Origin of the sequence: Chlorobaculum thiosulfatiphilum (assembly GCF_006265165.1) — a bacterium.
Taxonomy (GTDB): Bacteria; Bacteroidota; Chlorobiia; order Chlorobiales; family Chlorobiaceae; genus Chlorobaculum; species Chlorobaculum thiosulfatiphilum.
In genome coordinates this window covers 1-25,001 of sequence record NZ_VDCH01000015.1, presented here as the reverse complement: position 1 = coordinate 25,001, position 25,001 = coordinate 1, and the positions used below count along the sequence as shown (strand labels likewise).

At 57.6% G+C, this 25,001-nt stretch carries 20 protein-coding genes; 3 read left to right on the top strand and 17 right to left on the bottom strand.

The features are described 5' to 3' along the window. Nucleotides 1-117: 117 nt before the first annotated feature. The 12 genes from modA to nifH form a co-directional block, all read right to left on the bottom strand. Nucleotides 118-864, bottom strand: coding sequence for a molybdate ABC transporter substrate-binding protein (gene modA / locus FGF66_RS07880; protein ID WP_139457113.1), 747 nt, complete (start codon nucleotides 862-864; stop codon nucleotides 118-120). 104 nt (nucleotides 865-968) lie between these two features. Further along, nucleotides 969-1,778, bottom strand: coding sequence for a TOBE domain-containing protein (locus FGF66_RS07875; RefSeq protein ID WP_139457112.1), 810 nt, complete (start codon nucleotides 1,776-1,778; stop codon nucleotides 969-971). Nucleotides 1,779-1,914: 136 nt separating this feature from the next. Then, nucleotides 1,915-4,113 (bottom strand): TonB-dependent receptor, encoded by a 2,199-nt coding sequence (locus FGF66_RS07870; RefSeq protein ID WP_139457111.1) that lies wholly within the window; start codon nucleotides 4,111-4,113, stop codon nucleotides 1,915-1,917. Between the two features lie 240 nt (nucleotides 4,114-4,353). After that, nucleotides 4,354-4,662, bottom strand: coding sequence for a (2Fe-2S) ferredoxin domain-containing protein (locus tag FGF66_RS07865; protein ID WP_129052346.1), 309 nt, complete (start codon nucleotides 4,660-4,662; stop codon nucleotides 4,354-4,356). Nucleotides 4,663-4,887: 225 nt separating this feature from the next. After that, nucleotides 4,888-6,162: a radical SAM protein gene (locus FGF66_RS07860; protein WP_139457110.1), complete on the bottom strand. Its 1,275-nt coding sequence runs from the start codon at nucleotides 6,160-6,162 to the stop codon at nucleotides 4,888-4,890. Between the two features lie 33 nt (nucleotides 6,163-6,195). Next, the gene (locus FGF66_RS07855) at nucleotides 6,196-7,563 is read right to left on the bottom strand and encodes a nitrogenase component 1 (RefSeq protein WP_139457109.1); all 1,368 of its coding nucleotides are present in this window, start codon (nucleotides 7,561-7,563) and stop codon (nucleotides 6,196-6,198) included. Beyond that, nucleotides 7,560-8,945, bottom strand: coding sequence for a nitrogenase iron-molybdenum cofactor biosynthesis protein NifE (gene nifE, locus FGF66_RS07850; RefSeq protein WP_246046629.1), 1,386 nt, complete (start codon nucleotides 8,943-8,945; stop codon nucleotides 7,560-7,562). Before nifE ends, FGF66_RS07855 begins: the two co-directional genes overlap by 4 nt. A 69-nt stretch (nucleotides 8,946-9,014) precedes the next feature. Continuing rightward, on the bottom strand, nucleotides 9,015-10,394 hold the full coding sequence (nifK, locus tag FGF66_RS07845) for a nitrogenase molybdenum-iron protein subunit beta (RefSeq protein WP_139457108.1): 1,380 nt from the start codon (nucleotides 10,392-10,394) through the stop codon (nucleotides 9,015-9,017). 22 nt (nucleotides 10,395-10,416) lie between these two features. Next, a complete protein-coding gene (nifD, locus tag FGF66_RS07840; RefSeq protein WP_139457107.1) occupies nucleotides 10,417-12,048 on the bottom strand; it encodes a nitrogenase molybdenum-iron protein alpha chain in 1,632 nt (543 codons plus the stop codon). A 34-nt stretch (nucleotides 12,049-12,082) separates the two neighbouring features. Continuing rightward, nucleotides 12,083-12,460 carry a P-II family nitrogen regulator gene (locus tag FGF66_RS07835; RefSeq protein ID WP_069808940.1) on the bottom strand — a complete coding sequence of 126 codons (378 nt, stop codon included), beginning with the start codon at nucleotides 12,458-12,460 and terminating at the stop codon, nucleotides 12,083-12,085. Continuing rightward, on the bottom strand, nucleotides 12,460-12,813 hold the full coding sequence (locus FGF66_RS07830; protein ID WP_139457106.1) for a P-II family nitrogen regulator: 354 nt from the start codon (nucleotides 12,811-12,813) through the stop codon (nucleotides 12,460-12,462). The genes FGF66_RS07835 and FGF66_RS07830 overlap by 1 nt, the downstream gene beginning before the upstream one ends. Nucleotides 12,814-12,861: 48 nt before the next feature. Next, the gene (nifH, locus tag FGF66_RS07825; RefSeq protein WP_139457105.1) at nucleotides 12,862-13,686 is read right to left on the bottom strand and encodes a nitrogenase iron protein; all 825 of its coding nucleotides are present in this window, start codon (nucleotides 13,684-13,686) and stop codon (nucleotides 12,862-12,864) included. A gap of 587 nt (nucleotides 13,687-14,273) precedes the next feature. Here nifH and FGF66_RS07820 point away from each other — a divergent pair. Further along, complete coding sequence (locus tag FGF66_RS07820; RefSeq protein WP_246046628.1) at nucleotides 14,274-14,612, top strand: hypothetical protein; 339 nt, start codon at nucleotides 14,274-14,276, stop codon at nucleotides 14,610-14,612. A 396-nt stretch (nucleotides 14,613-15,008) separates the two neighbouring features. Here FGF66_RS07820 and FGF66_RS07815 read toward each other — a convergent pair whose 3' ends face one another. The 4 genes from FGF66_RS07815 to hpt form a co-directional block, all read right to left on the bottom strand. Continuing rightward, on the bottom strand, nucleotides 15,009-16,700 hold the full coding sequence (locus FGF66_RS07815) for an AIPR family protein (RefSeq protein ID WP_170181277.1): 1,692 nt from the start codon (nucleotides 16,698-16,700) through the stop codon (nucleotides 15,009-15,011). A gap of 273 nt (nucleotides 16,701-16,973) precedes the next feature. Next, nucleotides 16,974-18,599, bottom strand: a complete 1,626-nt coding sequence (locus FGF66_RS07810; RefSeq protein WP_139457103.1) for a sigma 54-interacting transcriptional regulator — start codon at nucleotides 18,597-18,599, stop codon at nucleotides 16,974-16,976. Nucleotides 18,600-18,613: 14 nt separating this feature from the next. Further along, entirely contained in the window at nucleotides 18,614-19,774 is a 1,161-nt protein-coding gene (gene nifV, locus FGF66_RS07805; protein WP_246046627.1) for a homocitrate synthase, read from the bottom strand. A gap of 234 nt (nucleotides 19,775-20,008) precedes the next feature. Further along, the gene (gene hpt / locus FGF66_RS07800) at nucleotides 20,009-20,536 is read right to left on the bottom strand and encodes a hypoxanthine phosphoribosyltransferase (protein WP_139457102.1); all 528 of its coding nucleotides are present in this window, start codon (nucleotides 20,534-20,536) and stop codon (nucleotides 20,009-20,011) included. Between the two features lie 330 nt (nucleotides 20,537-20,866). Here hpt and FGF66_RS07795 point away from each other — a divergent pair, with 330 nt between their 5' ends. Both FGF66_RS07795 and FGF66_RS07790 read left to right on the top strand, forming a co-directional pair. Continuing rightward, nucleotides 20,867-22,060, top strand: coding sequence for an acetate/propionate family kinase (locus tag FGF66_RS07795; protein ID WP_139457101.1), 1,194 nt, complete (start codon nucleotides 20,867-20,869; stop codon nucleotides 22,058-22,060). A 243-nt stretch (nucleotides 22,061-22,303) separates the two neighbouring features. After that, a complete protein-coding gene (locus FGF66_RS07790; RefSeq protein ID WP_139457100.1) occupies nucleotides 22,304-24,679 on the top strand; it encodes a phosphoketolase family protein in 2,376 nt (791 codons plus the stop codon). Between the two features lie 85 nt (nucleotides 24,680-24,764). On the opposite strand, the gene FGF66_RS07785 is transcribed toward FGF66_RS07790, so the two are convergent. Continuing rightward, nucleotides 24,765-25,001: hypothetical protein (locus tag FGF66_RS07785; RefSeq protein WP_211341991.1), on the bottom strand; the 237-nt coding region annotated here is incomplete at its 5' end.

The following is a 25,001-nucleotide window of genomic DNA, read 5'->3' as shown; positions in this document are numbered from 1 at the left end:
AACCGGTGAAGGCCGCCGGTTTCACTCGCTGTATCGAGCCCGAGAGGCGATTTGTCATGCTGGCGACAGGTTCCTGCGCACTCTGGCCGGGCGCCATGAACCCCCGTGCTTTTGACGCTACCGCATCAGATACCCGTGCTTCTTCAGAATCGTTTTCGCTCCGGTGCTTCTCAGGTAGTTGAAAAACGCCTTCGCGTCCGCGTTGGAGGCGCCGCCTGGAGTTAGCGCCATCGTAAAGGGGGTTCTGGTGTAGAGCGCGTGCGGCACAGTGAAAAGGATTTTCGATTTTCTGGCCGTCAGCGCTTCGGTCTGGTGCACGAATGCGGCATCGACCGTGCCGGTTTCGGCGTACATCAGGGTTTGCGGCATGTCGCGCGTCATGACCAGCTTTCCGGCAAGCTGCTTTTCGAGGCCTGCGGATTTGATCGCCTCCATCGCCATTTCACCGGCGGGCGCGCTGCTCGGATTGCCGAGAGCTATTCGCCCAAGCTTCGTCAGGTCGTGCATTGACGTAATTTTCCGCGACGGAGCGCCAATCACCACGATTTCATTCCAGGCAAACGGAGCAACCCATGCCGTAGCGAGCAGCTTTTTCGCCTTGAGGTACTCCACCCATTTTGAATCCGCCGAAATATAGACATCCGCCGGAGCGCCGTTTTCGATCTGCATCGCCAGAGCGCCCGCAGCCGCGTAGTTTTTGATGAAACTGGCTCCGGGACGCGTTTTCGCGAACTTTCCCGACAGCATGTCGAGCGCCTCTTTCATCCCCGCGCCCGCCGACAGGCGGATTTCGCCAGCAAAGGCATTGGCGGCGGTCAACGCGAGCAGAAGGGCGATAAGCAGCGTTTTGAGGTGTTTGGGCATGAGTTTCGTTGTGTTTTTCCGGTTATAGCGTTGGACGTGAGTTTTGGTGGAAGTTGTGGACAAGCTCGGACTTTTCCGGCAAGTCCGCATAACCCGTGTTTTTCTCAGTTCACGCCAATAATTACGTCGGAAGCTTTGAAAATCGCGCAGGCTTGCTGGCCCTCTTTGAGGTCGAGTTTGCTGGTGCTGGTTTTGGTGATGATGGCCGAGATGATATTGCCGCCGCCGATTTCGAGGTCGATTTCGCTGTTGACCGCCTCTTCGATCACCCGTTGCACGGTGCCGCAGATGATGTTCCTTGCGCTCAGTTTTTTGCCTTGCAGGTCGCGGCCCACCATCACCGAGCTGGACTTGACGATGGCGTAGGCGCTCATGCCCGTTTTCAGGCCGAGGTTATCGACCGCGCCGTTGGTGATGGTCGAGACGATCTGTTGGCCGCCGTTGAGCGTGATGATGATTTCGGCGTTGACCGCGCCCCGGGTCAGTTCGGTGATGACGCCGGAGAAGGTGTTGCGGGCGCTGATGCGCATCGAAATCCGGCGCAGGAACTGGTAGAGGTTGCCGGTGTCGCCGAGCCGCTCTTCGAGATTTTCGAGGAATTTGCGGTGCTCCTCCTGCACGATGCGGTACTTTTCGATCACCTGCCGCCCCTCGCGGGTGAGCACGGTGCCGCCGCCGCCCTTGCCGCCGGTCATGCGGTCAACCAGCGGTTTTTCGGAGAGGTTGTTCATCATGTTCACCAGGTGCCACGCAGTCTTGTAGCTGATGCCCGCGGCTTTGGCCGCGCTGTTGATCGAGCCGAGTTCGTCGATCTTTTCAAGCAGGGCGATCCGGTCGCCGCCGAGGAAGCGGTTCTGGGACTTCTGGAACCAGATCGAACCTTCGATGCCGATGGGGTCTTTTGTTGTGCTCACGTGCGGTGTCCGTTACGTTGCAATAAATAATCATACGGTAATATAGAACACCGGATGAATAAATCCCGGCGGGAACCAGCCGCCGGGAGGGTGTAACGGAGAAAGAACAAGGAGAACACATTCGGGAAAAAGCCGGTCAGTAGTGCACCGCGACCGAGGCAACCACCGTAAATGGCGCTCCGGGCTGGTACGAGCTGTTCAGGGTTTTGTAGTCTGACGTGCTGATGAGGCTGACGTATTTTTTGTCGAACAGGTTGATGAACGAGAGCGAACAGTCAACGTTCCGGAACCCGAGCATCGCCTTGCTCCAGGTGAGATCGAGGTCGCAGAGCGTCGCGCCGTCGATCTTCTGCTGGTGCTGCACGTCGCCGTAACGCTCCGAGGAGTAGCGGACGACCGGCGAAATCGTGAACTCGCCGATGGTGTAGCTGACAATGCCTTTGGCCATGAACTCCGGGGCGTCGGGCGCCTGGTTGCCTTTGACATCGATCAGGGCGCCGGTTTCGGAGTGGATATTTTCATCGAAGCAGAAGCGGTTCCACGAGAACGAGCCGTAGCATTTCAGCTTGCTCGATGGCTTGTACTCACCTTCGAGTTCGAAGCCGTAGCCTGTGGCGTTGGCGTTGTTCATCGGGTAGGAGATGCCGAGGGCGGGGTCCTGGAAGATGGCCTGCTTGTTGTTATGAATGGCGTAATAAACGGTTGGCGAGACGCTCCAGTTGCTGCCGTTCATCTTCAGGCCCAGCTCGAAGTTGCGGGAAATCTCCATCTTCCGTTCGTCCCAGAGCTGCTGGAACGTAATGTTGTGGGCGTGGAAGGTGGCATACTGCGAGATGAAGTAGGGATAGATGTCCACGTGAGTGACGTAGTTCTCGCCGTAAGCCAGGTGCACCGACGAATTGTCTCCAATGCTTCGGGTGATCGTCACGTCGGGGAAGAGGCGGCTGAAGCTCTTCGTCGATTCAGCGCTTTTGGCCGCGACGATGGCAGGATCGGCGGCGACCGCGTCGTCGTAACTGACGTCACCGATTCCTGTTGTGTCGTAGGTCAGAATCGATGGCAGGGTGTAGTTGACGTACTTCACGCCGCCTTCGAGCAGCCAGTCGCCGGTGCGGTACTTCGCCTCGATGAACGGCTCGTGCAGTTCGTGGCTCGAAGTGTTGGAGAGGATCGCCCAGCCGCCGAGCTGGAGCGTACTTCCGCTGACGGTGTAGTTTTTCCACGAGGTCGGCGGGCCGGGACGCTCTTGCGTATGGTAGAGGTAGCCGAAATCGAGATCGACCTTGCCGAGCTTCGTATTGTATTCGGCGAGGATTCCCTTGAGGCCGTGATCGATGTCCCAGCGGCGAACTTTGCCGCCGGTGATCGATTCCATGTAGTAGCCCTTGTCGCTCCAGTAGTAGGGTTTGAGGTTGAGTTTCGACTGTTCGCCGGTTTTGACTTCGAGGTTGCCCATCACCATCCAGTCCTCAAACTCGTTTTTGTTGTAGCCGTAGTAGTCGTATTTCGTCGGGTCGTTGCCGTAATCGGTGTCGTAGGCGTTGTCGAGATCCTGAATTTCATCGTAACTCAGCGCCTTGTACGGATGGATGTTGCCCTTGCTGTACGTCGCGAACGCTTCGAGTTTCAACTTGTCGCTGAACTGTTCGGTCACGCCGAACATCAGGTTGTTGCGGTTGCTCGCGCCGTACCCTTTCCACTTTTCGGCGTAGCTGGTCGAGCCGGAAGCGAACGCTTTGAAGCCGCCGCCGAGCTCGCCGGTGTCGATGCGCATGAAGGTGCGGCTGAAGTCGTGGCTGCCGGCGCTCTGCTTGAAGGTGACGCCGAACTTCTCTTCGGGACGCTTGATCGTCATGTCGATTTTGCCGCCCACGTCGGCGATGCCGAGGCCGATGTTGGCGGGCATGACGCCGCTGTAAACCGCGATGTTCTCGAAGTTTTCGAGGTCGTAGATCGTCGCGCCGCCGCCGGGTCTTCCGGTTACGGGCAGCCCCTCGACGTTGGCTGTCGTGCCGGGTGCGCTGCCCGCAGTCGCCTCGACGCCACGGAAGCGGAACGCCTCGTGGTAGTTGACGGTGTCGGCCAGCCCGTAGGGATCGACGCTCTGCTGGCTGATCGAGGGCATCATGTTGATAACCTTGTAAACCGACATTTGCGACGGGTTGAGCAGCGCCGACTCCTTGCCGGTGACGTTTTGCAAGAGGTCGCCTTTTTTGCCCGAGACGGTGATTTCGGGCGCAATGTATTCCGGTGATGCGCTGTCGGCCTGATTATCCTGGGCATTCGCCGTGGCGGAGAGCAGGGCCAAAAGAGCGATGAGTGACGTTTTTTTCATGTGATGTGTCGTGGTTGATTTTTCGGATCAGTCAGATCGGACTGATCCGACCGATTCGACCGATCGCTTAGTATTTCAGGTTATAACGCCATGTAAAAAAAGAGCCGTTTTTTGTTTGAGTTACACGCTGTTCGATATGTACTAAAAGTAATAACGAATGGCAACAATAATGGGGAAACGCCTTGCGTTTCCAGTTAACGCAAGGCGGCTTCCCCCGGCTTCCTGAAGGGAAGGAAGTGCTCAGTTGATTATGTGATCCTCGCAGGCTTCGCCCTCTTCGAGCGCGTCGAGGATTTCATCCACTTTGTCCTCGCTGTCGATTTCGCCGTACCAGAAGTTTTCGGGATAGACGACCAGCACCGGCCCTTTTTCGCAAAGGTTCAGGCAGGCCGTGGCGGATACGGCCACGTCGCTCATGCCGCGGTCGGCAAGCTCGCTTTCGAGGTAGGGAATGAGGTTCAGCGACTCTTTCTTGTGGCACATGCCCTGCGGAGCGCCCTGCGCCCGGAAGCTCGCGCAAACGAAAATGTGGTGTGACGGTTTGTCCATGATGGTGTGGTGTTGGTTGTGTATTGGCCGAAAAACTCTATTTCCTTATCGTTTTTTGTCTTATGGGACAAATGGGACAAATGGGACGTATAGGACTTATGGGACGAATGTTTTAGAGTAACAATGTTGCCGGTTTCAGGGCGGCCACAAGAGCCGCCCCTAAAAGCCATTATTCCATTCTTACATTCAATTCATAATTCATAACTCATCATTCATAATTTCTCTTCAGTCGCACCCGTTGCCTGCGCCGCTGCAACCTGATTTGCAGGCGTGGATCTGGCTGCTTTTCATCAGGTGCTTGAGGTTCTGGCCGGTAAAGACGCCATAGACCGCCTCTTCGATCACCCCTTCGAGCGACATGACGTCGATGCCGCTGGCTTTAAGCACCGTTTGCGGCGAGTCGCCCGCGCTGTTGACAAGCACGGCGTGGCAGTCGGAGAGCTTCGCGGCGAGCGCTTCCCAGCGATCCTTGCCGCCGCCGGGGGGCGGGGCCGGGCGCGAATCGACGAGTGTACAGCTCTTCTTCTCCTCGTCGAGCGCATAGACCAGGAACCTGTCCGCTTCGCCGAGGTGCTGGTTTATGAGCACCCCTTCGAGGCTCGCCACGGCGATGTACGGGCGGTGCTCGCCGGGATTTTTCGGCATCCGCGACGCTTCGGCGAGCTTTTGCATCATCTCGTCGCTGTTGAATTCGCCGATGATGCCGACCGCGTCGGCGCGGCAGCGGGCGCAGTGCTTCATCTGCGGCAAGAGCTTTCCGGCTTCGCCCTGAATCTCCATGACCATCAGCGGATCGGGTTCGGGAATGTTCTCGAACACCGTCTCGGTGGTGTTGTAGTAGGGCAGGGCGTTCAGGATGTCCGCGCCCATCGAGGCGACCTGGCGGGCCACTTCGAGCACGTGCGTGTCGTTGACGCCGGGGATGATGATCGAGTTGATCTTGGTCGTTACGCCGAACCTCTTGAGCTTCTGCAGGGCGGCGAGCTGGTTTTCGAGCAAGAGCTCGGCGGCCTGGCGGTCGCGGTACATCTTCTTCTGGTAGCGCACCCAAGCGTAGATCTCCTGGCCGATCTCCGGATCGATGGCGTTGATCGTGAGCGTCACGTGGCTCACCTGCAACTCGGCCAGCTCCTCGATATACGGCAGCACGTCGAGGCCGTTGGTGGCCACGCAGAGCAGCATTTCGGGATACTTTTCGCGAACGAGCCGCAACGTTTCCATTGTCTCGTCCGGGTTGGCGAAGGGGTCGCCCGGCCCGGCGATGCCCACCACCGAGATGTTCGGCGAGAGCTTCATGGCGTTGTCGAGGTACCAGAGCGCCTGCTTCGGCGAGAGCACCTTGCTGGTGATGCCGGGGCGATTTTCGTTCATGCAGTCGAACTTCCGGTTGCAGTAGTTGCACTGGATATTGCATTTCGGCGCGACCGGCAGGTGTATTCTTCCGAAGGTGTGCCTCGACGAGTCGTTGAAGCACGGGTGGTTTTTGATATTCAATGTCATGATGCCTCCCTTCAGGTCATGATTAAATCTGAATTACATATAGGTATAGCCAATCGGCGACGACTTCTGGCGCTCTTCGATGACGGTGTTCACGATGCGGTCGAACAGCTCCTGTGTGCCCCGGTAGCCGAGGTGGTGCAGGCGCTGGCCGCCGAAGCGGTCGTGGATCGGGAAGCCGATCCTGATGAGCGGCAACTCGTGCTTTTTGGACATCGTGAACCCCTTGCTGTTGCCGATGAGCATGTCCGGCTGGAGCCGCTCCGCTTCGTGCTCGATATCCACGAAATCCACCCCCTCACGAACCTCGATGCCTTGCTCGGCCATATCTGGCACAAGCTCCAGCAGGCGCTTTTTCATCTGGCCGCTCTTGCCGCCCGAGGCGCAGAGCACCGGCGTGACGCCGATTTCGCGCAGGAATGCGGCCACGGAGATCACCAGATCCTCCTCGCCGTACAGAATCGCCTTTCTGCCGAAGATGTACTTGTGGCCGTCGGCGTAGGCGTCAACGAGGCGGCGGCGCTCGTCTTCGTACTTTTCGGGCATCGGCTGCCCGCTCAGCGCTTCGAGCACGGCGAAAAAGCGGTCGCTCGCCTTGATGCCGATGGGCAGCGGGAGCTGGTGTCGCTCGACGCCGAACTCCGATTCGAGGTAGCCCGCCGCCGATTTCGAGGCTTCCAGCGTCGAGCTGAACTCGATGCTCGCCGAGGCGCAGCCGCTCTCGGCGATGGCGCTGGTGGCGGTGCCGCCGGGCGGAATGCGGTGGTACTCGGCCCACGGGCCGCCGTCGAGCGTCTGCGAGTAGTCCGGCAGGAGCATGAAGGGCATCCCGAAGTCGGTCAAAATCTCCTTCATGTAGCGTATATCCGCTGGCGAAATCATCCCCGAAAAGAGGTTGATCATGTTCTTTTTCGCCCCGCCGGTGGCGAAAGTTTTTACGGCGGAGCGCACGGCGGCGTGGAAGCCGTCGATGTGGCTGCCGCTGTAACTCGGCGTCGAGGCGAAGATCATGGCCGGCAGGTCAGCCTCGCCCATGATCGCCTTGTACTCCTTCAGAATCATCGGCACGTCGTCGCCGATGGTCTCCGACAGGCAGGTGGTGGCGATGCCGATTACCTGCGGCTTGTACTGCTGCGTGACGTTCTTGAGTCCCAGCTTCAGATTGTGGCTGCCGCCAAAGACCGCCGTCTCTTCGTTGAAGTTCGAGGAGGCGATGTCGATCGGCTCCTTGTAGTGGCTGATCAGGTAGCGGCGGATATAGGTGGCGCACCCCTGCGAGCCGTGCAGGAACGGCACGCACGATTCGATGCCCCGAAAGGCCAGGCACGCGCCCAAGGGAGTGCAGAGCTTGCAGGCGTTCTGCGTGGCGGTTTTCGCCGTCATACTCGATGCGTTCGTTGTCATCTCAAACCTCCTTTTCTCGGGGCGAACTGCCACACGGGGCTCATCACCGATTCGTAAACCTCCCTGGCGAAATAGTACATGCCGATGAATCCGGCGAGCGGAATCTTGCGCTCGTGGTTGTGGTCGCAGAAGCCGACGCCGAGCTTGAAGGCGATCGGGCGCTCCTTGACGCCGCCGATGAGCAGGTCGGCCTCCTTTTCGAGAATGAACTTCGAGAGTTCGACCGGGTTGGAGTCATCGACGATCACCGTGCCCTCGTCGCACATCTCTTTCAGATTTTTGTAGTCCTCCTTGTTGCCGGTCTGCGATCCGGCCAGCACGACCGACATGCCGATGGTGCGCAGCGCCTTGATGAGCGAGAAGGTCTTGAACGCGCCGCCGACGTAAATCGCAGCCTTCTTGCCGGTCAGGGCCGCCTTGAATTTTTGCATCTCCGGGTAGTATTTCCTGATCTCGTCGCGCACGATCTCCTTGGCCTTCTCCATGATGTCCGGCCTGTCGGGGAAGTGCTGCGCTACGTCATAGAGTGATTTCGACATATCCTCGAAGCCGAAATACGATACGCGGATGAACGGAATGCCGTACTTCTCCTCCATATCCTTGGCGAGCGTGGTCATCGAGCCGGAGCACTGCACCACGTTCAGCGAGGCGCCGTGCGAGCGGCGGATGGCGTCGATGCGGCCGTCGCCGGTCATGGTCGCCACCACCTCGATGCCCATCTTTTCGTAATATTCCCGGATGATCCAGGCTTCTCCGGCGAGGTTGAATTCGCCGAGAATGTTGATGCTGCAAGCGCTGATCCCCTCGGTCGATCCCTGGCCGATCAGCTTCATGAGGGCGTGGCAGGCGGCTTTGTAGCCATCCTTCTTGGTGCCCTTGAATCCTTCGGAATGCACCGGCAAAACCGGGATTCCTTTTTCTCTGGCAACTTTTTTGCAGACCGCATCGATGTCGTCGCCGATGAGGCCGATGATGCAGGTCGAATAGATGAATGCTGCGTTCGGCTGGTACTGGTCGATCAGCTCGACGAGCGAACGGTAAAGCTTCTTTTCGCCGCCGTAGATGACATCCATCTCTTGGAGGTCGGTCGAAAAGCTGAGCCGGTGCAGCTCCGGTCCCGACGAAACCGCTCCCCGGATATCCCAGGTGTAGGCGGCGCAGCCGATGGGGCCGTGCACGATGTGAATGGCGTCGGCTACTGGATAGAGCACGACACGTGAGCCGCAGAAGACGCAGGCCCGCTGGCTGACCGAGCCGGAGAGGCTGGTCTTGTCGCAGGCGATTTCGACCTCCGCGCCGCCCGCGGTTTTCTCATAGACCTGTTTTTCCCTGCCCTCGAGCAGGTTGATGTTCTGCGTGTCCATTACTTCCTTTCCCTTCATTGTCGCCCGCCTTCCGTTATCGAAGGCGGGCGGTTGCGAATCATTTATTCCTGTCCCGGATGTTCTGGATTACATCACGAGTTCGAACTTCTCTTCGAGAGCCATGCGATCCTGCTGATCCATGAGGACGCCGAGTATCTTCTCGATCAGCCTCATCGCGCCGCTGTAGCCGACGCTCGGGAAGTAGCTGTGGCCGACGCGATCGAGGATCGGGAAGCCGAACCTCACGAACGGAATGTCTTCGTCGCGGGCGATGTACTTGCCGTAGGTGTTGCCGATGAGCAGATCGACCGGCTCGTTCTTGATCCACTGGTGGAGAAGGAACATGTCGGCCTGCGCGCCGTTCTTGAAGTTCGCGTAGGGCGCGCGTTCGAGAATCTCTTTCATGCGTTTCTCGAAGCGGTTGCCTGGCGTACCGCTGACGATGTGCACCGGCTTCATGCCGAGGTCGAGCAGGAACTCGGTGAGCGGCATGATCTGGTCGGGGTCGCCGAAGAGCGCCACTTTTTTGCCGTAGAAGTACTGCTCCATGTCGGCCATTACGTCAACGACGCGACCGCGCTCCGCGGTGATCGAAGCCGGAACAGGCTTGCCCGCGGCCTTGCTCAGCGCCATGATGAAGCGGTCGGTTGCCGACAGGCCGATGGGCATGTCGAGCGTCTCGAACGGCACCTTGCACTTCTTGTCGAGCGCGATGGCTGCCGGTTCGGCGCTCATGCAGCCGAGAGCCAGCGAGCACTTGCTGTCGCCGGTGCTCCTGAGCTCGTCGATGGTGACGCCGCCTTTCGGATAGAACTCGTGCTTGCCGGTCTGCGGCGCGTCGAGCACGTCGGAGGTGTCGGGGAAGAGCACGATTTTGGCGTCCATCAGGCTGGCCAGGCTCTTGATCTCGCGCATGTCGGAGGGCTCCATCCACCCGGCGACGATGTTGATCTGATCCGTTTTTTCGCCGGTCGATACGGCGAATTGCTCGGCCATGCCGGTCACCATGTTGGCGTAACCGGTGATGTGCGAGCCCACGAAGCTCGGGGTGCTGGCGTAGATGACGTATTTGCCTTCCGGAATCTTGCCGTCGTCCTTCGCCTTTTTGGTGATCTGCTGCAAGTCGTCGCCGATGGTTTCAGACAGGCAGGTCGAGTGCACGGCGATCACATCGGGATCATAGACCGAAAAGATGGTCTCGATCGATGCGAGCAGGTTGGCCTGGCCGCCGAACACCGAAGCGCCTTCGGTGAACGAGCTGGTCGATGCCATGACCGGCTCCTTGTAGTGGCGGGTCAGGGTGCTGCGGTGGTAGGAGCAGCAGCCCTGCGATCCGTGGCTGTGCGGCAGGCAGCCATGGATGCCGAGCGCGGCGTACATGGCTCCGATCGGCTGGCAGGTTTTTGCCGGGTTGATCGTCAGCCCCTCGCGCGCCATGACCTCTTTTGATGTGTGTCGTAATAACATGTTGCAATAATCTCCTTATCTGTTACTGGGTGACATAGCTGGCTTCGAGCGATCCGGACTCCTCCTTTTCCCATGGGGCCTTGATCAGTTTCCACACAGGGTTGTTGACCATGCGGTCGATATCCTTGTAGAAGTTGATGGCGCCTTCGAAACCGGTGTAAGGACCTCCGTAGTCGTAGCTGTGAAGCTGCTTGAGCGGTACGCCCATTTTCTGGACGACGTATTTTTCCTTGATGCCGGCGCAGAAGATGTCGGGCTTGTAGAGTTCGATCAGCTTCTCGGACTCGTAGTGGCTGACGTCGTCGATAACCAGCGATTTTTTCTGCATCTGCTTCATCATGCCTTCGTAGCCATTGATTTCGAGGCCCTTGGCTTTCAGCTCTTCGAGTTCAGCTTCGCTCTTTCTCGGCTTGTACAGTTCAGGATCGGCAGAGACCTTCAGCTCCTCGATGTTCTTGCTGTCGGCGTCGATCTTGATCTTCGGCAGCACTTCGCGGCCTTCGTAGTCGTCGCGGTGAGCGAACTCGTAACCGGCGGCCAGCGTCGTCATGCCAAGCTCGGCGAAGAGATCCTGATAGTGGTGCGCGCGGGAGCCGCCGACAAACAGCATCGCGGTCTTGCCTTCGGTTCTCGGACGAATCTCGTCGATGATGGCCTGCACCTTCGGAGTCTCCTCGGCGATCACCGCTTCGATGCGGGCTTTCAGCTCTTCGTCACCGAAGTATTCGGCGATCTTGCGGAGCGACTTGGCGCTCGATTCCGCGCCGACGAAGTTGACCTTCATCCACGGAATGCCGTACTTGACCTCCATCATGTCGCCCATGTAGTTGATCGAACGATGGCAGAGGATGACGTTCAGGTCGGCCATGTGCGCGTTCTCGATCGCTCTGACCGTCGAGTTGCCGCTGAAAGAGGCGACCAGCGTGATGCCGCACTTCTCGAAGATGCGCTCGATTTCGAAAGCGTCGCCGCCGATGTTGTATTCGCCGAGCAGGTTCAGCTTGAACTTGCCTTCCGCAGGCGTATTGTTGTTGCCGACCATGTGCTTGAACACGCCGTTGTTGGCGATGTGGTGGCCCGCCGACTGGCTGACGCCGCGATAGCCTTCGCAACTGAAGCCGAACACGTTGCAGTCGCCGAGCTTCTCCTTCATTTCGCGAGAGGCGGCATGCACGTCGTCACCGATCAGGCCGACCGGGCAGGTCGAGAAGATGGCGATCGCTTTCGGGTGGAAGAGGTCGTAGGCCTCCTGGATCGCCACTTTCAGTTTTTTCTCGCCACCGAACACCACGTGCTCCTCCTGCATGTCGGTCGAGAAGCAGTAGGTGATGTAGTTCTCGTCGGTCGGTTTTTCAGGCCTGGTCTGGTTGCGTCGTGTCAGCCATGCATAAAAGCTGCATCCGATAGGTCCGTGGACGATATTGACGATGTCGCGCGTCGGTCCGAGAACCACGCCTTTGCATCCGGCATAGGAGCAGCCGCGCTGCGTGATGATGCCCGGAACCGTGCGGACGTTGGCCTGCACCTCGGGAACCGTCTCCGGGTCGTTGATCACGATCGACTTGCTGCGCTTCTTGGCGACCTTGGCCGGGTATTTATTGATCAGCTCCTCCTTGATTCTGGACGGATCTGGTATGAGTACTTTCGCCTCCATTGTAGCGTTCTCCGTTTACACCTTTAGTTAAGTCTTAGTTAAGCGCTTCGTCGCCCTCTTCTCCGGTTCTGACCCTGATGGTGTCGGTAATCGGGGTCACGAAAATCTTGCCGTCGCCCGGTTTGCCGGTCTGGTTGGTCTTGATGATCGTGTCGATGGCCGTCTGGGCAAGCTCGTCAGGCACAACGACGGTCAGAATCCTCTTGGCGACCAGCCTCGGCGCGTTGCCGAGCTGGGCGATGGCTTCCGGATGGCCGGCTTCCGCGCCCTGGAGAATGTCGTAGTGAACCTGGCCCTTGCCGCGTCCCATCACCCTGCCGGTGGCCGTGAAGGCCGGGATGCCAGCGTCGATGAGCGCTTTCTTGGTTTCGTTCACCTTGTTGATCCGGATGACTGAAATGATCTCTTTCATCAGGCCTCCTTCGCTGCTTCCAGCACGGAATCGGATTCTTTCAGGCCGGAGCTGATCGTGTAAACCTCTTCGACAGCCGAGACGAAGATTTTACCGTCGCCGAACTTGCCGTCGCCGGTCTTGGCGTTGTCCATAATGGCGCGGACGACGAAATCCTTGTCGGCATCGGGCACGACCATGAAGAGCATCTCTTTCGGCAGTTCATCATAGACCACGTCACCGACGCGCAGACCGCGCTGCTTGCCTCGTCCGACAACCGAGATTTTGGTGACTGCCGGGTATCCTGCGTCGAGCAGGCCCTGCATGACCTCATGTACTTTTTCCGGCCTGACGATGGTTCTGATCATTAACATGTGTGTGTTCTCCGTTTTGTTGTTTAAATCTTTAAGCCGCGCCCGATCTCAGTTGGCGATACCGAACTCGATCAGCAGTTGCTCCAGTTCGTCGATCTCAAGCGGCTTGGGAATGACGAACATCTTGTTTTCATCGATCTTGCGAGCCAGGGCACGGTATTCGTCGGCCTGCGGATGGGTCGGATCGTAGTCGATCACGGTCTTTCTGTTGATCTCGGCGCGCTGAACGAAGTTGTCGCGAGGCACGAAATGGATCATCTGGGTGCCGATTTTGCGAGCCAGCTCTTCGATCATTTCGCGTTCGTTGTCAACCTTGCGGCTGTTGCAGATCAGACCGCCGAGGCGCACACCGCCTGCATCGGCGTATTTCAGGATACCTTTGCAAATGTTGTTGGCAGCGTACATGGCCATCATTTCGCCAGAGCAGACGATGTAGATTTCTTCGGCTTTACCGTCGCGGATCGGCATGGCGAAACCGCCGCACACAACGTCGCCAAGCACATCGTAGAACACGTAGTCGAGTTCCCATTCGTCATCGTACGCGCCAAGCTGTTCGAGCAGGTTGACCGAGGTGATGATGCCGCGGCCAGCGCAACCGACGCCAGGCTCGGGACCGCCGGACTCGGTGCAGCGGGTGTTTTTGTATCCCTCTTTGATGATGTCTTCGAGTTCGACCTCTTCGCCCTCCTCGCGCAGGGTGTCGAGCACGGTTTTCTGCTGAAGACCGCCGAGCAGGAGGCGGGTGGAGTCAGCCTTGGGGTCGCAACCGACGACCATCACTTTTTTGCCTGCTTCCGCCAGACCGGCAACCGTGTTCTGTGTAGTTGTGGATTTGCCGATTCCGCCTTTACCATAAATCGCGACTTTTCTCATGGTTGTACTTTTTTGTGGTTTGTTCCTCTTGTCTAAAATATTCAGGCCGCTGTTTTTCTGTACCTGAATAATTAAAGATTAATGAGCAATTGCTGTGCCAAAGTGAGGGAGGTAGCTGGTTTTATTTGAGATATTTTGAGTTGAAGCGGTAACCTGTTGCAGGAAATCGAGTTAACGATTCGATGGTTTGCGGGATCGATGCCGTGGCCAGACGCTTGTTTTTGTGCCAAGTGGAAAACAGACAGGCGAGTTACCTACAATTGTGTAGAAAGGAGGTGGCGGTTACAAAATGGTAGGAATTGTGATTAGCGTCGTACCTGCTATCATCCGGGTCAGGAGGCCTCTTCGAGTCACATTTCAGGGATTTCTGTAACCGGTTATCAGGAGAACCGGGCGTTTCGGCGAGAATTATTCAAGGAAGCAACGAAAACGTAGGAAATGGCGGTTTTGTGTTTTTTCGATGAGGAACCGTTGCAAATGCGCCGGTATTGGAATTTGAAAAGGTGGTGGTTGGCGCTATATTTTATAACAAGAGTGGCCAACCGCACCGGAGAGGAAACATCCACGAACCCAAAAACACCGGTACCATGAAAACCTTTCTCCATCGCCGACCCATGATCGGCAGCGAGCATTATCAGCCATCACACAGCGAAGCCGACAATGCTGTGTCCCCAATTGCCAAGTCGCGGACGTTTCCGGCAATCTCGTCAGGCGCGGCGGCCATCGGCGCACTTGCCATCGGAGCGCTCAGTATCGGTGCGCTGGCGATCGGAGCGGTTGCGATTGGCCGCCTTGTCATCGGGCGGCTGTTCATAAAAAAGGCGAAGATCGGAACGTTGGAGGTTGGAGAGCTGAAGGTCGGCAGGCTGGAGGTTGTGGAGAGTGCTGGGAGTGGGGTGGTGTCGAAAGAGGGTGAGAGCGAATAAGCCGGGGTTTGGGGTGGATTGCCGTGTTGACTCAGGTTGTCGAGAACGCAAGTGTTATTGCGTAGGCCGGTGATTCACTTGCGCCACAGCGAGGCAAAGGGCTTGGAAACGTTGGAAACGGCGAAAACCCGTTTCACAAGGTGCGCAATCTCTCCGTTCACACCCACCATGCAGGCAATGCTGAGAAGGCATTCCACGTTGCGACTATCTTGTGTTGGGTTATCCCAATTATGGCCATCGTTGTTTCGTCTTCTATGTCTAACGCCGTGCACTGCGGCAAATTTGGAGCGCAGCAGAAAATGTGTCCGACAGGAGCGACTTGTTATAGGGTATTTGAACCGGACTCAAACTTCCATCGCTTGGCCAAATGCGAGTATTCAAACGAACGCATGTGTGTCACTTTGCGACAGAAAGGGCCGAACAAAGATCGTCAATGGCCTCAGCCTTCTTCCTCATTACGTCTTTGGAATATTGCGCGACCAATCTTGCTGAAATCTTCTTGCACCAGCTCGGACTTTTAAGCTCGTTTTTGTAGTCAAACGCCTCAGCGTTCTCGTCGAGAATTTCAGCGTTTAGATCAAACGCGAGTGACTTGGCGAGAACACCAATGATCTCGACAAGTTCTGAGAGCCGTCCAGACGTGAGAATTCCCTTCATGTTATCTAACATTGCCACGCCCTCCGGTTTAGTTCGGATGAGACTGACAACAGCATAGGCTAAGAAGTATTTCGTAAGATTGTAGTGAGCGAAATGTTTATCTTCGATCGCATCAAGCGCTGACTCAACGGCCTTGAAGCATTCCCAGTATCCCACAATTCTCGCGCCCGTTACAGTAGGCCTACCGAAGATATCTGCGTGAAGTTCATCCATCACCTTGTATTTCTGGTGACAGCTCCACGGCTGTGCAAGGTCCATTGCGAGCAGGATCAGGCCTGCGGACTCGTTTTTTAGAACTGTTTTGCCCTTGTTGGTCTCGCCCTGCTTAATCTCGTAAGCAACATTGTCATTGCTGGCGGCACTAACTTCAGCTTTTAGCCGTTGCTGAATGTTGTGGTTGGATTTTAAATCACGCGCCTTGATTGCGTTTTGGTTGTTGCTGTTCGTAGTAATCCGCTGGGAAAGAGCTGTGTCTCCTTTTGTCTCAATCAGCTTCACCAAAATCTTGAGATCGTCTGTGATCTTCGACTTCTCGGCCATCAACGACGTGAGGCTTTGTGCGCCGTTGACCACAACGTAGTCCTCGACTTCGATCCGTTTCTCTGTTTCAGAAACAATCTTGCCGCATAGCACGTTGATTCCATTGTGATACAGCGGAAAATTCTTGTGCTCTCCCTTTTCCTTTATGCTTTGTCTTAGCCCTTTATTGACCTTGGTGTTACCAAGAGCCAATCGAACGTTCTGCTCGAACAGACTTCCATCCGCGATTCCATCCATCTTGAGCAGATTGAGGGCCGGGGCTAGAAATAGTCGGGCAGCGGCACCGCCAGCATCATATTTGATGACATCAGAGTCAGAAACATCGAAGTAGTAGCTGCCCTTGATACCACCATCGACATTTAAATCGACGTAATCATTGGCTATCGTTTCTGCATCAAAGAGTTCGATTTTGGGCAGTTTGGCGAGAATTGCTTTTGCATCATCGTTTGCACGCGCATTGCTTATGAAGACACCAAGTACGTCATATCCGCTGTCCACCTTTGAGGCAAGACCCGTTCTCGAGATGGTCTGCTTCAGCTTGTCGTTTTTTGTCTCGGAATAAACTTCGTCAATCTTGTTTTTGCTAGCGAATTGCTGGAGAGTTCCGTAGAACTCCTTAATTTCAGTATCGCCGAATTCAGCATTGTCCTTAGTCTTTGTTTTCGCTTGGATGATGTGGACGGTCTCAGCAACATCGTCAACATAGATGGCGTCCACTCCCTTATCGTGCTTAGCATCCACGCAGGCATCATCGGCATCGATCTCTTCCAGTCGATATATGTTCTCTAAAAACCATCGGATAAATCGGCCAGAAAAGTCGGGTGCCCGCTTCTCATAAGGTTTTAGTTCACGCTCGGAGAATGCGTTGTGGTTGAGATCTTTGACTTTCATGGGTCTTCTTCGTTCGTGTCGATTTTTAGGTTCAGCTGTAAGTTTCGTGTTCTTGGCAGCGGGAGTTGTACTGCTCATCCAAAAAGCCGTCTCAAGAGGGGTACAGAGTAAGCCCGACGGCGAGGCTTACGATTTATATCTACGAAGATTACGGGATTTTCACAAGTTCAAAATCCAGACATCAAGAGGAAACGCCATTCACCTGATTCACCGAATAGTACGGAGAAAATCAAGCGAATGGCGTCTCGTTTCATCGACACTGCATCTCAGCCTTCACGCCCGGAACTTGCGGTAGTCGATGTTGAATTTTTTCATCCGCAATCCCATAATCCTGTCTGACAGGCCGAGTTCTGCGGCGGCTTTGGTCATGTTGCCTTTGGTGCGCTTGAGCGCTTCGATGATCATCTCCTGTTCGATGGCGTCGAGCTTCTGCTGCAAGTCGCCGGTGTAGGGCGTGCCGCTCGATTCGGCGGTCTGGAGCGACGGCGGCAGGTGGTAGCCGTGGATGACGTTGTCCTCGCTCAGAATCACCGCGCGTTCGATGCAGTTCTGCAACTCGCGCACGTTGCCGGGCCAGTGGTAGCGCATCAGCATGTCGATGGCCGTGGTCGAAATCCGGCGAATGCCTTTGTGGTTGGCCGTGTTGAACTTTTCGACGAAGTAGTCCGCCAGCAAGAGAATGTCGGTCTTGCGCTCGCGGAGCGGCGGCACGGTGATCGGGAAGATGTTGAGCCGGTAAAAGAGATCTTCGCGGAAACTACCCTGGCGAATCTGCTCTTCGAGGTTCCGGTTGGTGGCGGCAATGATGCGCACGTCGGTCTTGACGGTTTTCGATCCGCCGACCCGCTCGAACTCCTTCTCCTGGATGATCCTGAGCAGCTTGGCCTGCGTGGGCAAGCTCATCTCGCCGACCTCATCGAGAAAGATCGTGCCGCCGTCGGCCAGCTCGAAGCGTCCTCGCCGTAGCGCGGCAGCTCCGGTGAAGGCCCCTTTTTCGTGGCCGAACAGCTCGCTCTCGACGATGCTCTCCGGCAGCGCCGCGCAGTTGAACTTGATGAAGGGCTTGCCGTTCCTCATGCTCTTGAAGTGGATGGCGTTGGCCACCAGCTCCTTGCCGACGCCGCTCTCGCCGAGAATCAGGGCGGTGGCGCTGGTTTTGGCGATCTTGTCGATCATCCTGAAGAGCGAGATCATCGGCTTGGCGTTGCCGATGATGTTGGCGGGCCGCTCCGCCTCGGGCAGCTCATCGTCCATATCGCCATCGACGAGCTGGTAACTTGCTGGCGCTGTGCGTCCGGCGCGATCGGGCGCGCCATCGATGCGCGCCTCGTCGTCGAGCTGCTTGAGGCGCACCGCCTGCGAAATCATCGCCGCGATGATGGAGAGCAGATCGACATAGTATTGCAGAATATCCACCCGGTCGCTTTTGCGCCGGAGATTGTTGTTGCCATTTTCGGCTGGCATGGGAATCCGCCGATCCGCGCTCAAGGTGCCGATCACCTCGTTGCCCGCCTTGATCGGTACGCAGATGAAGCACAGCTCCTCCTTGTTCTCCTTTGCTCTCGATCGGGTTCGGTCGAGAAAGAGCGGCTCTTCGTCAATGCGGGGCACGACCGCCGGTTTGCCGGTTTTGACCACCTGGCCGATAATGCCCTCGCCGACCTTGTATCGCCCGAGCTGGCGCTGCTCGTCGGAGAGGCCGAACGATTCGTTGATGACCATCTCGCCGGTGGTGCGGTTCAGAATGGTGACCATGCCCCTGAGCATGTTCATATGTTCCGACAAGATGAAAAGCACCAGCCGGAGCACCTTGCTGATGTCCTCCTCATTGTTGACCGTCCTGCTGACTTCGGCAAGAAGGCTGATGCTGCTCTGTTCCTGTTCCTGGGCTATGAGCATGAAAACTGTTGGAGTTAAGCGTGTTTGACAGAGTTTTGTTCGCGGATCGCGTCGATCTCCTCGGCCCGGAGCGCCCGCTTGAGCCGGTCGGAGTGGGCGCGGATCGTGTCGAGCAGTTCGCGGGCCTCCTCTTTGGAGACCTCGACGCCTCTCCTTTTGAAATGGGCGATGACCGCCGCCGTGCCGGAGTGCTTGCCGATGACCATTTCGAAATCGTTCCGGCCAACCTGCGCGGGCAGAAATGGCTGGTAGGAGAGCGGATTCTGCAACAAGGCCGCGCAATGGATGCCCGATTCGTGCTGGAAGGCCGAGCGCCCGACCACCGGTTTCTGATCCTGAATGACGCGTCCGGAGGCCGCCGCCACGGCGTCGCAAAGCCGCGCGAGCGTCGTCGTGTCGAGACGGCTCTCGAAGCCGTCGCTCATGGCGAGCGCCATCGCCAGCTCTTCGAGCGCCGCGTTGCCCGCGCGTTCGCCGAGGCCGGTCACCGACACGCTCACCGCCTCGAAGCCTGCGCCAAGCGCCGTGAAGGCGTTGGCGGTCGCCATGCCGAGATCGTTGTGCGCGTGGAACTCCAGCGGCAGTGAGGAGACCTGGCGCAACGCCGCGCCGAGGCTCATCACTGAGGCTGGCGTGGCGATGCCCACCGTATCGGCGATCCTGAGCCGCTCGGCTCCGGCAGCTTCGGCATCGAGCATGAAGCGTTGCAGCAGCGCGATGTCGGCGCGCGTCGCGTCCTGTCCGCCGACGCTGACGAAATCGAACAGTTCGCGGGCTTTGGACACCAGCGCGTGGAGCTGCTCCCGGATCCAGTCCTGCTCCTTGCGCATCAGCTCCAGATAGAGCCGCGAAGCCGGAAAACTGATGTGCACCGCCTCGGTGCCGCACGAGGCGGCCAGCTCGATGTCCGCCAGGCTGGCCCGCGCCCACGCCGTGAGCCGCACCGGCAGATTCATGGCGGCGATCTCTCGAATCACCTCCCGCTCCGCCGCGCTGATGGCCGGATAGCCCACCTCGATCTCATCGACGCCGGTTTCGGCGAGAAGCATCGCGATGCGCTTTTTCTCATGCGGGCTGAACACCACGCCGGGGGCCTGCTCTCCATCCCGGAGGGTCGTATCGATGATCCACGGCTTGCGGATCATTCCGGGGTTGGTTTGAGTCTGGGCCGACATGGATGTTTTTTTCTGGTATTTCGACTTTGTGTCTCTCTTTGATTTAGGTGAATATAAAATTAATCCTAAAAATATTAGGGCATAAAACGGTTTTGAGAGAAAAAAGCAGACATTATGGTAATAAGCCGACGTTGTCAGGGGATGGGACGACGGCGTGGCGTGAGAATGCGGACGGAGGGCGGCTCGCTGGCTGAGGAGCCGCCGTGCAGGTTGTGAGGGATTGAGAGGAGGGCTTCAGGCGTTCAGCGTGGCGACGTACGGCAGCTCACGGAGCTTTCCGGCGGCATCGAGTCCGTAACCCACGACGTACACATCCGGGATGGTGAATCCGGTGTAGTCCGCCTTGACAGGCGTGGTGCGCGCCGACGGCTTGTCGAGCAGCGTGCAGACATGCATCGATGCGGGATTGTGCCCGCGCAGCTCGTCGAGGATGCGGGAGAGTGTGAGTCCGGTATCGAGGATGTCCTCGACGAGCAGCACGTTCTTGCCCTCGACATGCGGGTCGTGGTGATGATCGAGCATCACCTTGCCGCTCGAAGCGCGGTGCGTGCCGTAGCTCGACGCTCGGATGAACTCGATGCGGCATGGAATGGCGAGGTGGCGCACCAGATCGGCGGTGAAGATGAATCCTCCCTTCAGTACGCACACCACGGTCAGTTCATCCAAACCGGCCAGGTCACGCGAAATTTCCGCGCCCAGTTCTATGACGCGTTCTCGAATCTTCTCTGCTGAAATCAGCTCCTCAAGGTGCTCTTTTGACATGGTTTCGTCATTCTTGGTTATGATGTTCCTTGCGAAGAAGATACACTTTTCTACGCCAGATCAACCCGGCTGCGTTTTTTTGAAGCAGGACTCGATTTATTAGCTCCCGTCTGTTTTTTTATGCCTCTCGACCAGGCCGGTATGGTAGTAATGTCCGCCACGTCCATACCGTCCACCCAGTCCACGTCATTCCCGCCTCGCCCGAGTTTTCAGGAACGTAACGACTCGCCGACTTGGTTAGTGTTGTCTGTCGCGTATCTTTGCGTGACTTGAAGGGACGGTGGCGCGGTTTGCCGTTTGCGCCTGTAATTTTTCGGAGGAGTTTTTGCCATGATGCCCAGGCCTGTGTGTACCATTCTTGCCGTCAATACCGGCTCGTCGAGCATCAAGTTCTCGCTCTACGAGAGCGGCGAGCGGGAGGAGCTGCTCTTTTCCGGATCGCTGACCCGCATCGGGCTGAAGGACGGGCGCTTCTCCGTGACCGATCCGCAGGGGCGGTACATCGATTGCGAGCGCGTCGATGCGCCCGATCACGCAGCGGCGTGTCGGCATGTTTTTTCGTGGATCAAGCGGCACGGCCCCGGAATGCCCGACGCGGTGGGCCACCGGGTGGTGCATGGCGGGCCGCGCCACACCGCGCCCGAAAAGGTCACGCCTGAACTGCTCGCCTCCATCGCCGAACTCGTGCCCTACGCTCCCGAACATCTTCCGCAGGCGCTGAACGCCATCCGCTACGCGGCCAACGAGTTGCCGGGCGTCTTTCAGGTCGCCTGTTTCGATACCGCCTTCCACAGCACCATGCCGCCACTGGCCAAGCTCTGCCCCATTCCGGAACGGTACCGCCGCCAGGGGGTGCAGCGCTACGGGTTCCACGGACTTTCCTACCAGTACATTCTCAGCCAACTGCAAGCCGAAGGCGATCCGCTGGCCCGCAAGGGGCGTGTCATCCTCGCGCATCTCGGCCACGGCGCGAGCATGGCGGCGGTGCTCGACGGGCGGAGCATCGAGACAACGATGGGCTTTTCGCCCGCGGGCGGCCTCGTGATGAGCACACGCACGGGCGATCTCGATCCGGGCGTGGTGCTTTTCCTGTTGCAAGAAGGCCATCTCGACGCCGATGCGCTTCGGGACATGGTGAACAAACAGTCCGGCCTGCTGGGTGTTTCCGGCCTGAGCGCCGACATGCGCGACCTGCTCGAAGCTGAAGCGGACAATTCGCAGGCGCGGCTGGCCGTGGAGCTGTTCTGCTACTCGGCGCGAAAGCACATCGGCGCGCTCGTGGTGGCGCTCGGCGGGCTGGACATGATCGTCTTCACCGGCGGCATCGGCCTGCACTCGCCCGAAATCCGCGAGCGCATCTCTGCGGGCCTCGGGTTCCTTGGCGTACGGCTCGACAATGAAAAGAACAGGAACCATTCTGGAGTGATTTCGCAGGAAACCAGCAAGATTGTCGTCAAAGTCATTGAGACCAACGAAGAGGTGACGATTGTCAGAGAGGCAAGACGTGTACTCGAAGGTGGTTAGTGTGATGCCGATATGGTGTGGTTACCGGTTTGGCATTGAATGACGAACGGAGAGCGGTACCAATGAGTCGGTGCCGCTTTTTCGTTAAAGATGAAAAAGTTGCGCTGAAGCGCGGGGCAATTGAATGGAAAAGTTTAAAAGCCCGGAGTCCTGGCTGAAGTTGGAACTCCGTATGATGTAAAAAATATCTGATCCGGCAGTTTGCCATGTTAGACTGATTATTGAAATCAAACAAGACAACCCATGAATCAAACGACGATTCCGCTTTCTGAACGTGAACTTGAACTGATGAACGCTTACTGGCGGGCGGCCAACTATCTCTCGGTTGGCCAGATCTACCTGATGGACAATCCGTTGCTGAAAGAGCCGCTCTCAAAAGAGCATATCAAGCCCCGCCTGCTCGGCCACTGGGGCACCACTCCCGGCCTCAATTTCCTCTACGTGCATCTCAACCGCATCATCCTCAACCGCAACATCGACATCGTCTATATCGCCGGGCCGGGGCATGGCGGGCCTGCGCTGGTAGCCAATGTTTGGATGGAGGGAACCTACAGCGAGTACTATCCCGACGTGTCGTTCGACGAGGAGGGCATGACGCGCCTGTTCCGGCAGTTCTCCTTTCCCGGCGGCATTCCGAGCCACGTGGCTCCCGAAACTCCCGGCTCGATCCACGAGGGGGGTGAGCTTGGCTATGCGCTGTCGCACGCTTACGGCGCGGTGTTCGACAATCCCGATCTCGTCACGGCCTGCGTCATCGGCGACGGCGAGGCGGAGACCGGCCCGCTTGCCACGGCATGGCACAGCAACAAGTTCCTGAACCCGGAGCGCGACGGGGCAGTGCTGCCGATCCTGCATCTCAACGGCTACAAGATCGCCAACCCGACCGTGCTGGCGCGTATTTCGCACGACGAGCTGGAGAAGCTCATGATCGGCTACGGTCACAAACCGTACTTCGTCGAGGGGGACGATCCGGTGACGATGCACCAGGCGATGGCCGCCACGATGGATCGCTGCTTCGACGAGATCGCCGAAATCCAGCGCCGGGCGAGGGTCGAGGGCGTGACCGAACGCCCGATGTGGCCGATGATCGTCTTCCGCTCGCCGAAGGGGTGGACGGGGCCGAAGGTGGTTGACGGCAAACCCGCCGAAGGAAATTGGCGCTCGCACCAGGTGCCCTTCAGCACCGTGCGCGACAATCCGGAGCACATGGAGCTGCTCGAAACGTGGCTGAAGAGCTACCGCGCCGAGGAGCTGTTTACGCCAGACGGCGTACTCTTGCCAGAATTGCAGGCGCTCGCTCCGAAGGGCAAGAAGCGCATGGGCGACATTCCGTACGCCAACGGCGGCCTGTTGCTCAAGGAGCTGCGGATGCCAGATTTCCGCGACTACGCGCTCGACGTGCCGAAGCCCGGCGCGGTGGAGGCCGAGGCGCCGAAGCCGATGGCCCGCTTCCTGCGCGACATCATGAAGATGAACGACAAGACGGCCAACTTCCGCGTCTTCGGGCCGGACGAGACCGCCTCGAACCGCCTCGGCGACCTTTTCGAGGAGACCGACCGCGCCTGGATGGCCGACACCATCCCCGCCGACGACCATCTCTCGCCCGATGGCCGCGTGATGGAGATTCTCTCGGAGCACACCTGCCAGGGGTGGCTCGAAGGGTACTTGCTGACCGGACGCCACGGCTTTTTCTCCTGCTACGAGGCGTTCATTCATATCATCGACTCGATGTTCAACCAGCACGCCAAGTGGCTCAAAGTGACCGACAGCGAAATTCCGTGGCGGCGGCCCATCGCCTCGCTCAACTACTTCCTCACCTCGCACGTGTGGCGGCAGGATCACAACGGTTTTTCGCATCAGGATCCGGGCTTTATCGACCACGTGGTGAACAAAAAGGCCGAGGTGATTCGCGTCTATCTGCCGCCGGATGCCAACACGCTGCTCTCGGTGACGGATCACTGCCTGCGCTCGCGCAACTACATCAACGTGATCGTGGCGGGAAAACAGCCCTCATGGCAGTGGCTCGACATGGAGGCCGCCGTCCGCCACTGCACCAGCGGCATCGGCATCTGGGAGTGGGCCTCCAGCGATGCTGGAAAGGGCGAGCCGGACGTGGTGATGGCCTGCGCGGGCGACGTGCCAACGCTCGAAACGCTGGCCGCCGTGAAGATTCTGCGCAAGCTCGCGCCGGAGCTGAAGATACGGGTGGTCAACATCGTCGATCTCATGACTCTTCAGCCCAAGGAGGAGCACCCGCACGGTCTTTCGGATCGCGACTTCGACGATCTGTTCACCACCGACAAGCCGATCATTTTCGCCTATCACGGCTACCCGTGGCTGATCCACCGCCTGACCTATCGCCGCACGAACCATCAGAACCTGCACGTGCGCGGTTACAAAGAGGAGGGCACCACGACCACGCCATTCGACATGGTGGTGATGAACGACCTCGACCGCTTCCACCTGGTAGCCGACGTAGCCAACCGAGTAGAATGCCTGAGACCGCAGGCGGCGTATATCAAACAATACGTCCGCGACCGCCTGATCGAGCACAAGGAGTACATCAGGAAATATGGTGAGGATATGCCAGAAGTGAGGGATTGGAAGTGGGAGGATTGACGTTGGAGATTATTTTGAAGTGATGAAAAAGCGGCCTATCGCAGGCCGCTTTTTTGCGTTTCGGTAAAAGTCAGCGTTAAGCATTTTATTTGCTTACTACTTTTTCTTCCATAAACCTGAATTTATGTTTCTCTCCAGCAACATCTACCACGAGATGAATTTCTTGGGGTTGTTCAGCTACTTTGGGTAATGCTACCTTTACAATACCTCCATGCCATGCGCTTGGGAATATTGTCTCCTTTTTTGGTTCTTCGCAGAATATCGTGGGTAAGGGCTTCTGCTGTTCCGTCATGATTCGATAGCCATGTTGAGTTTGCCGCAG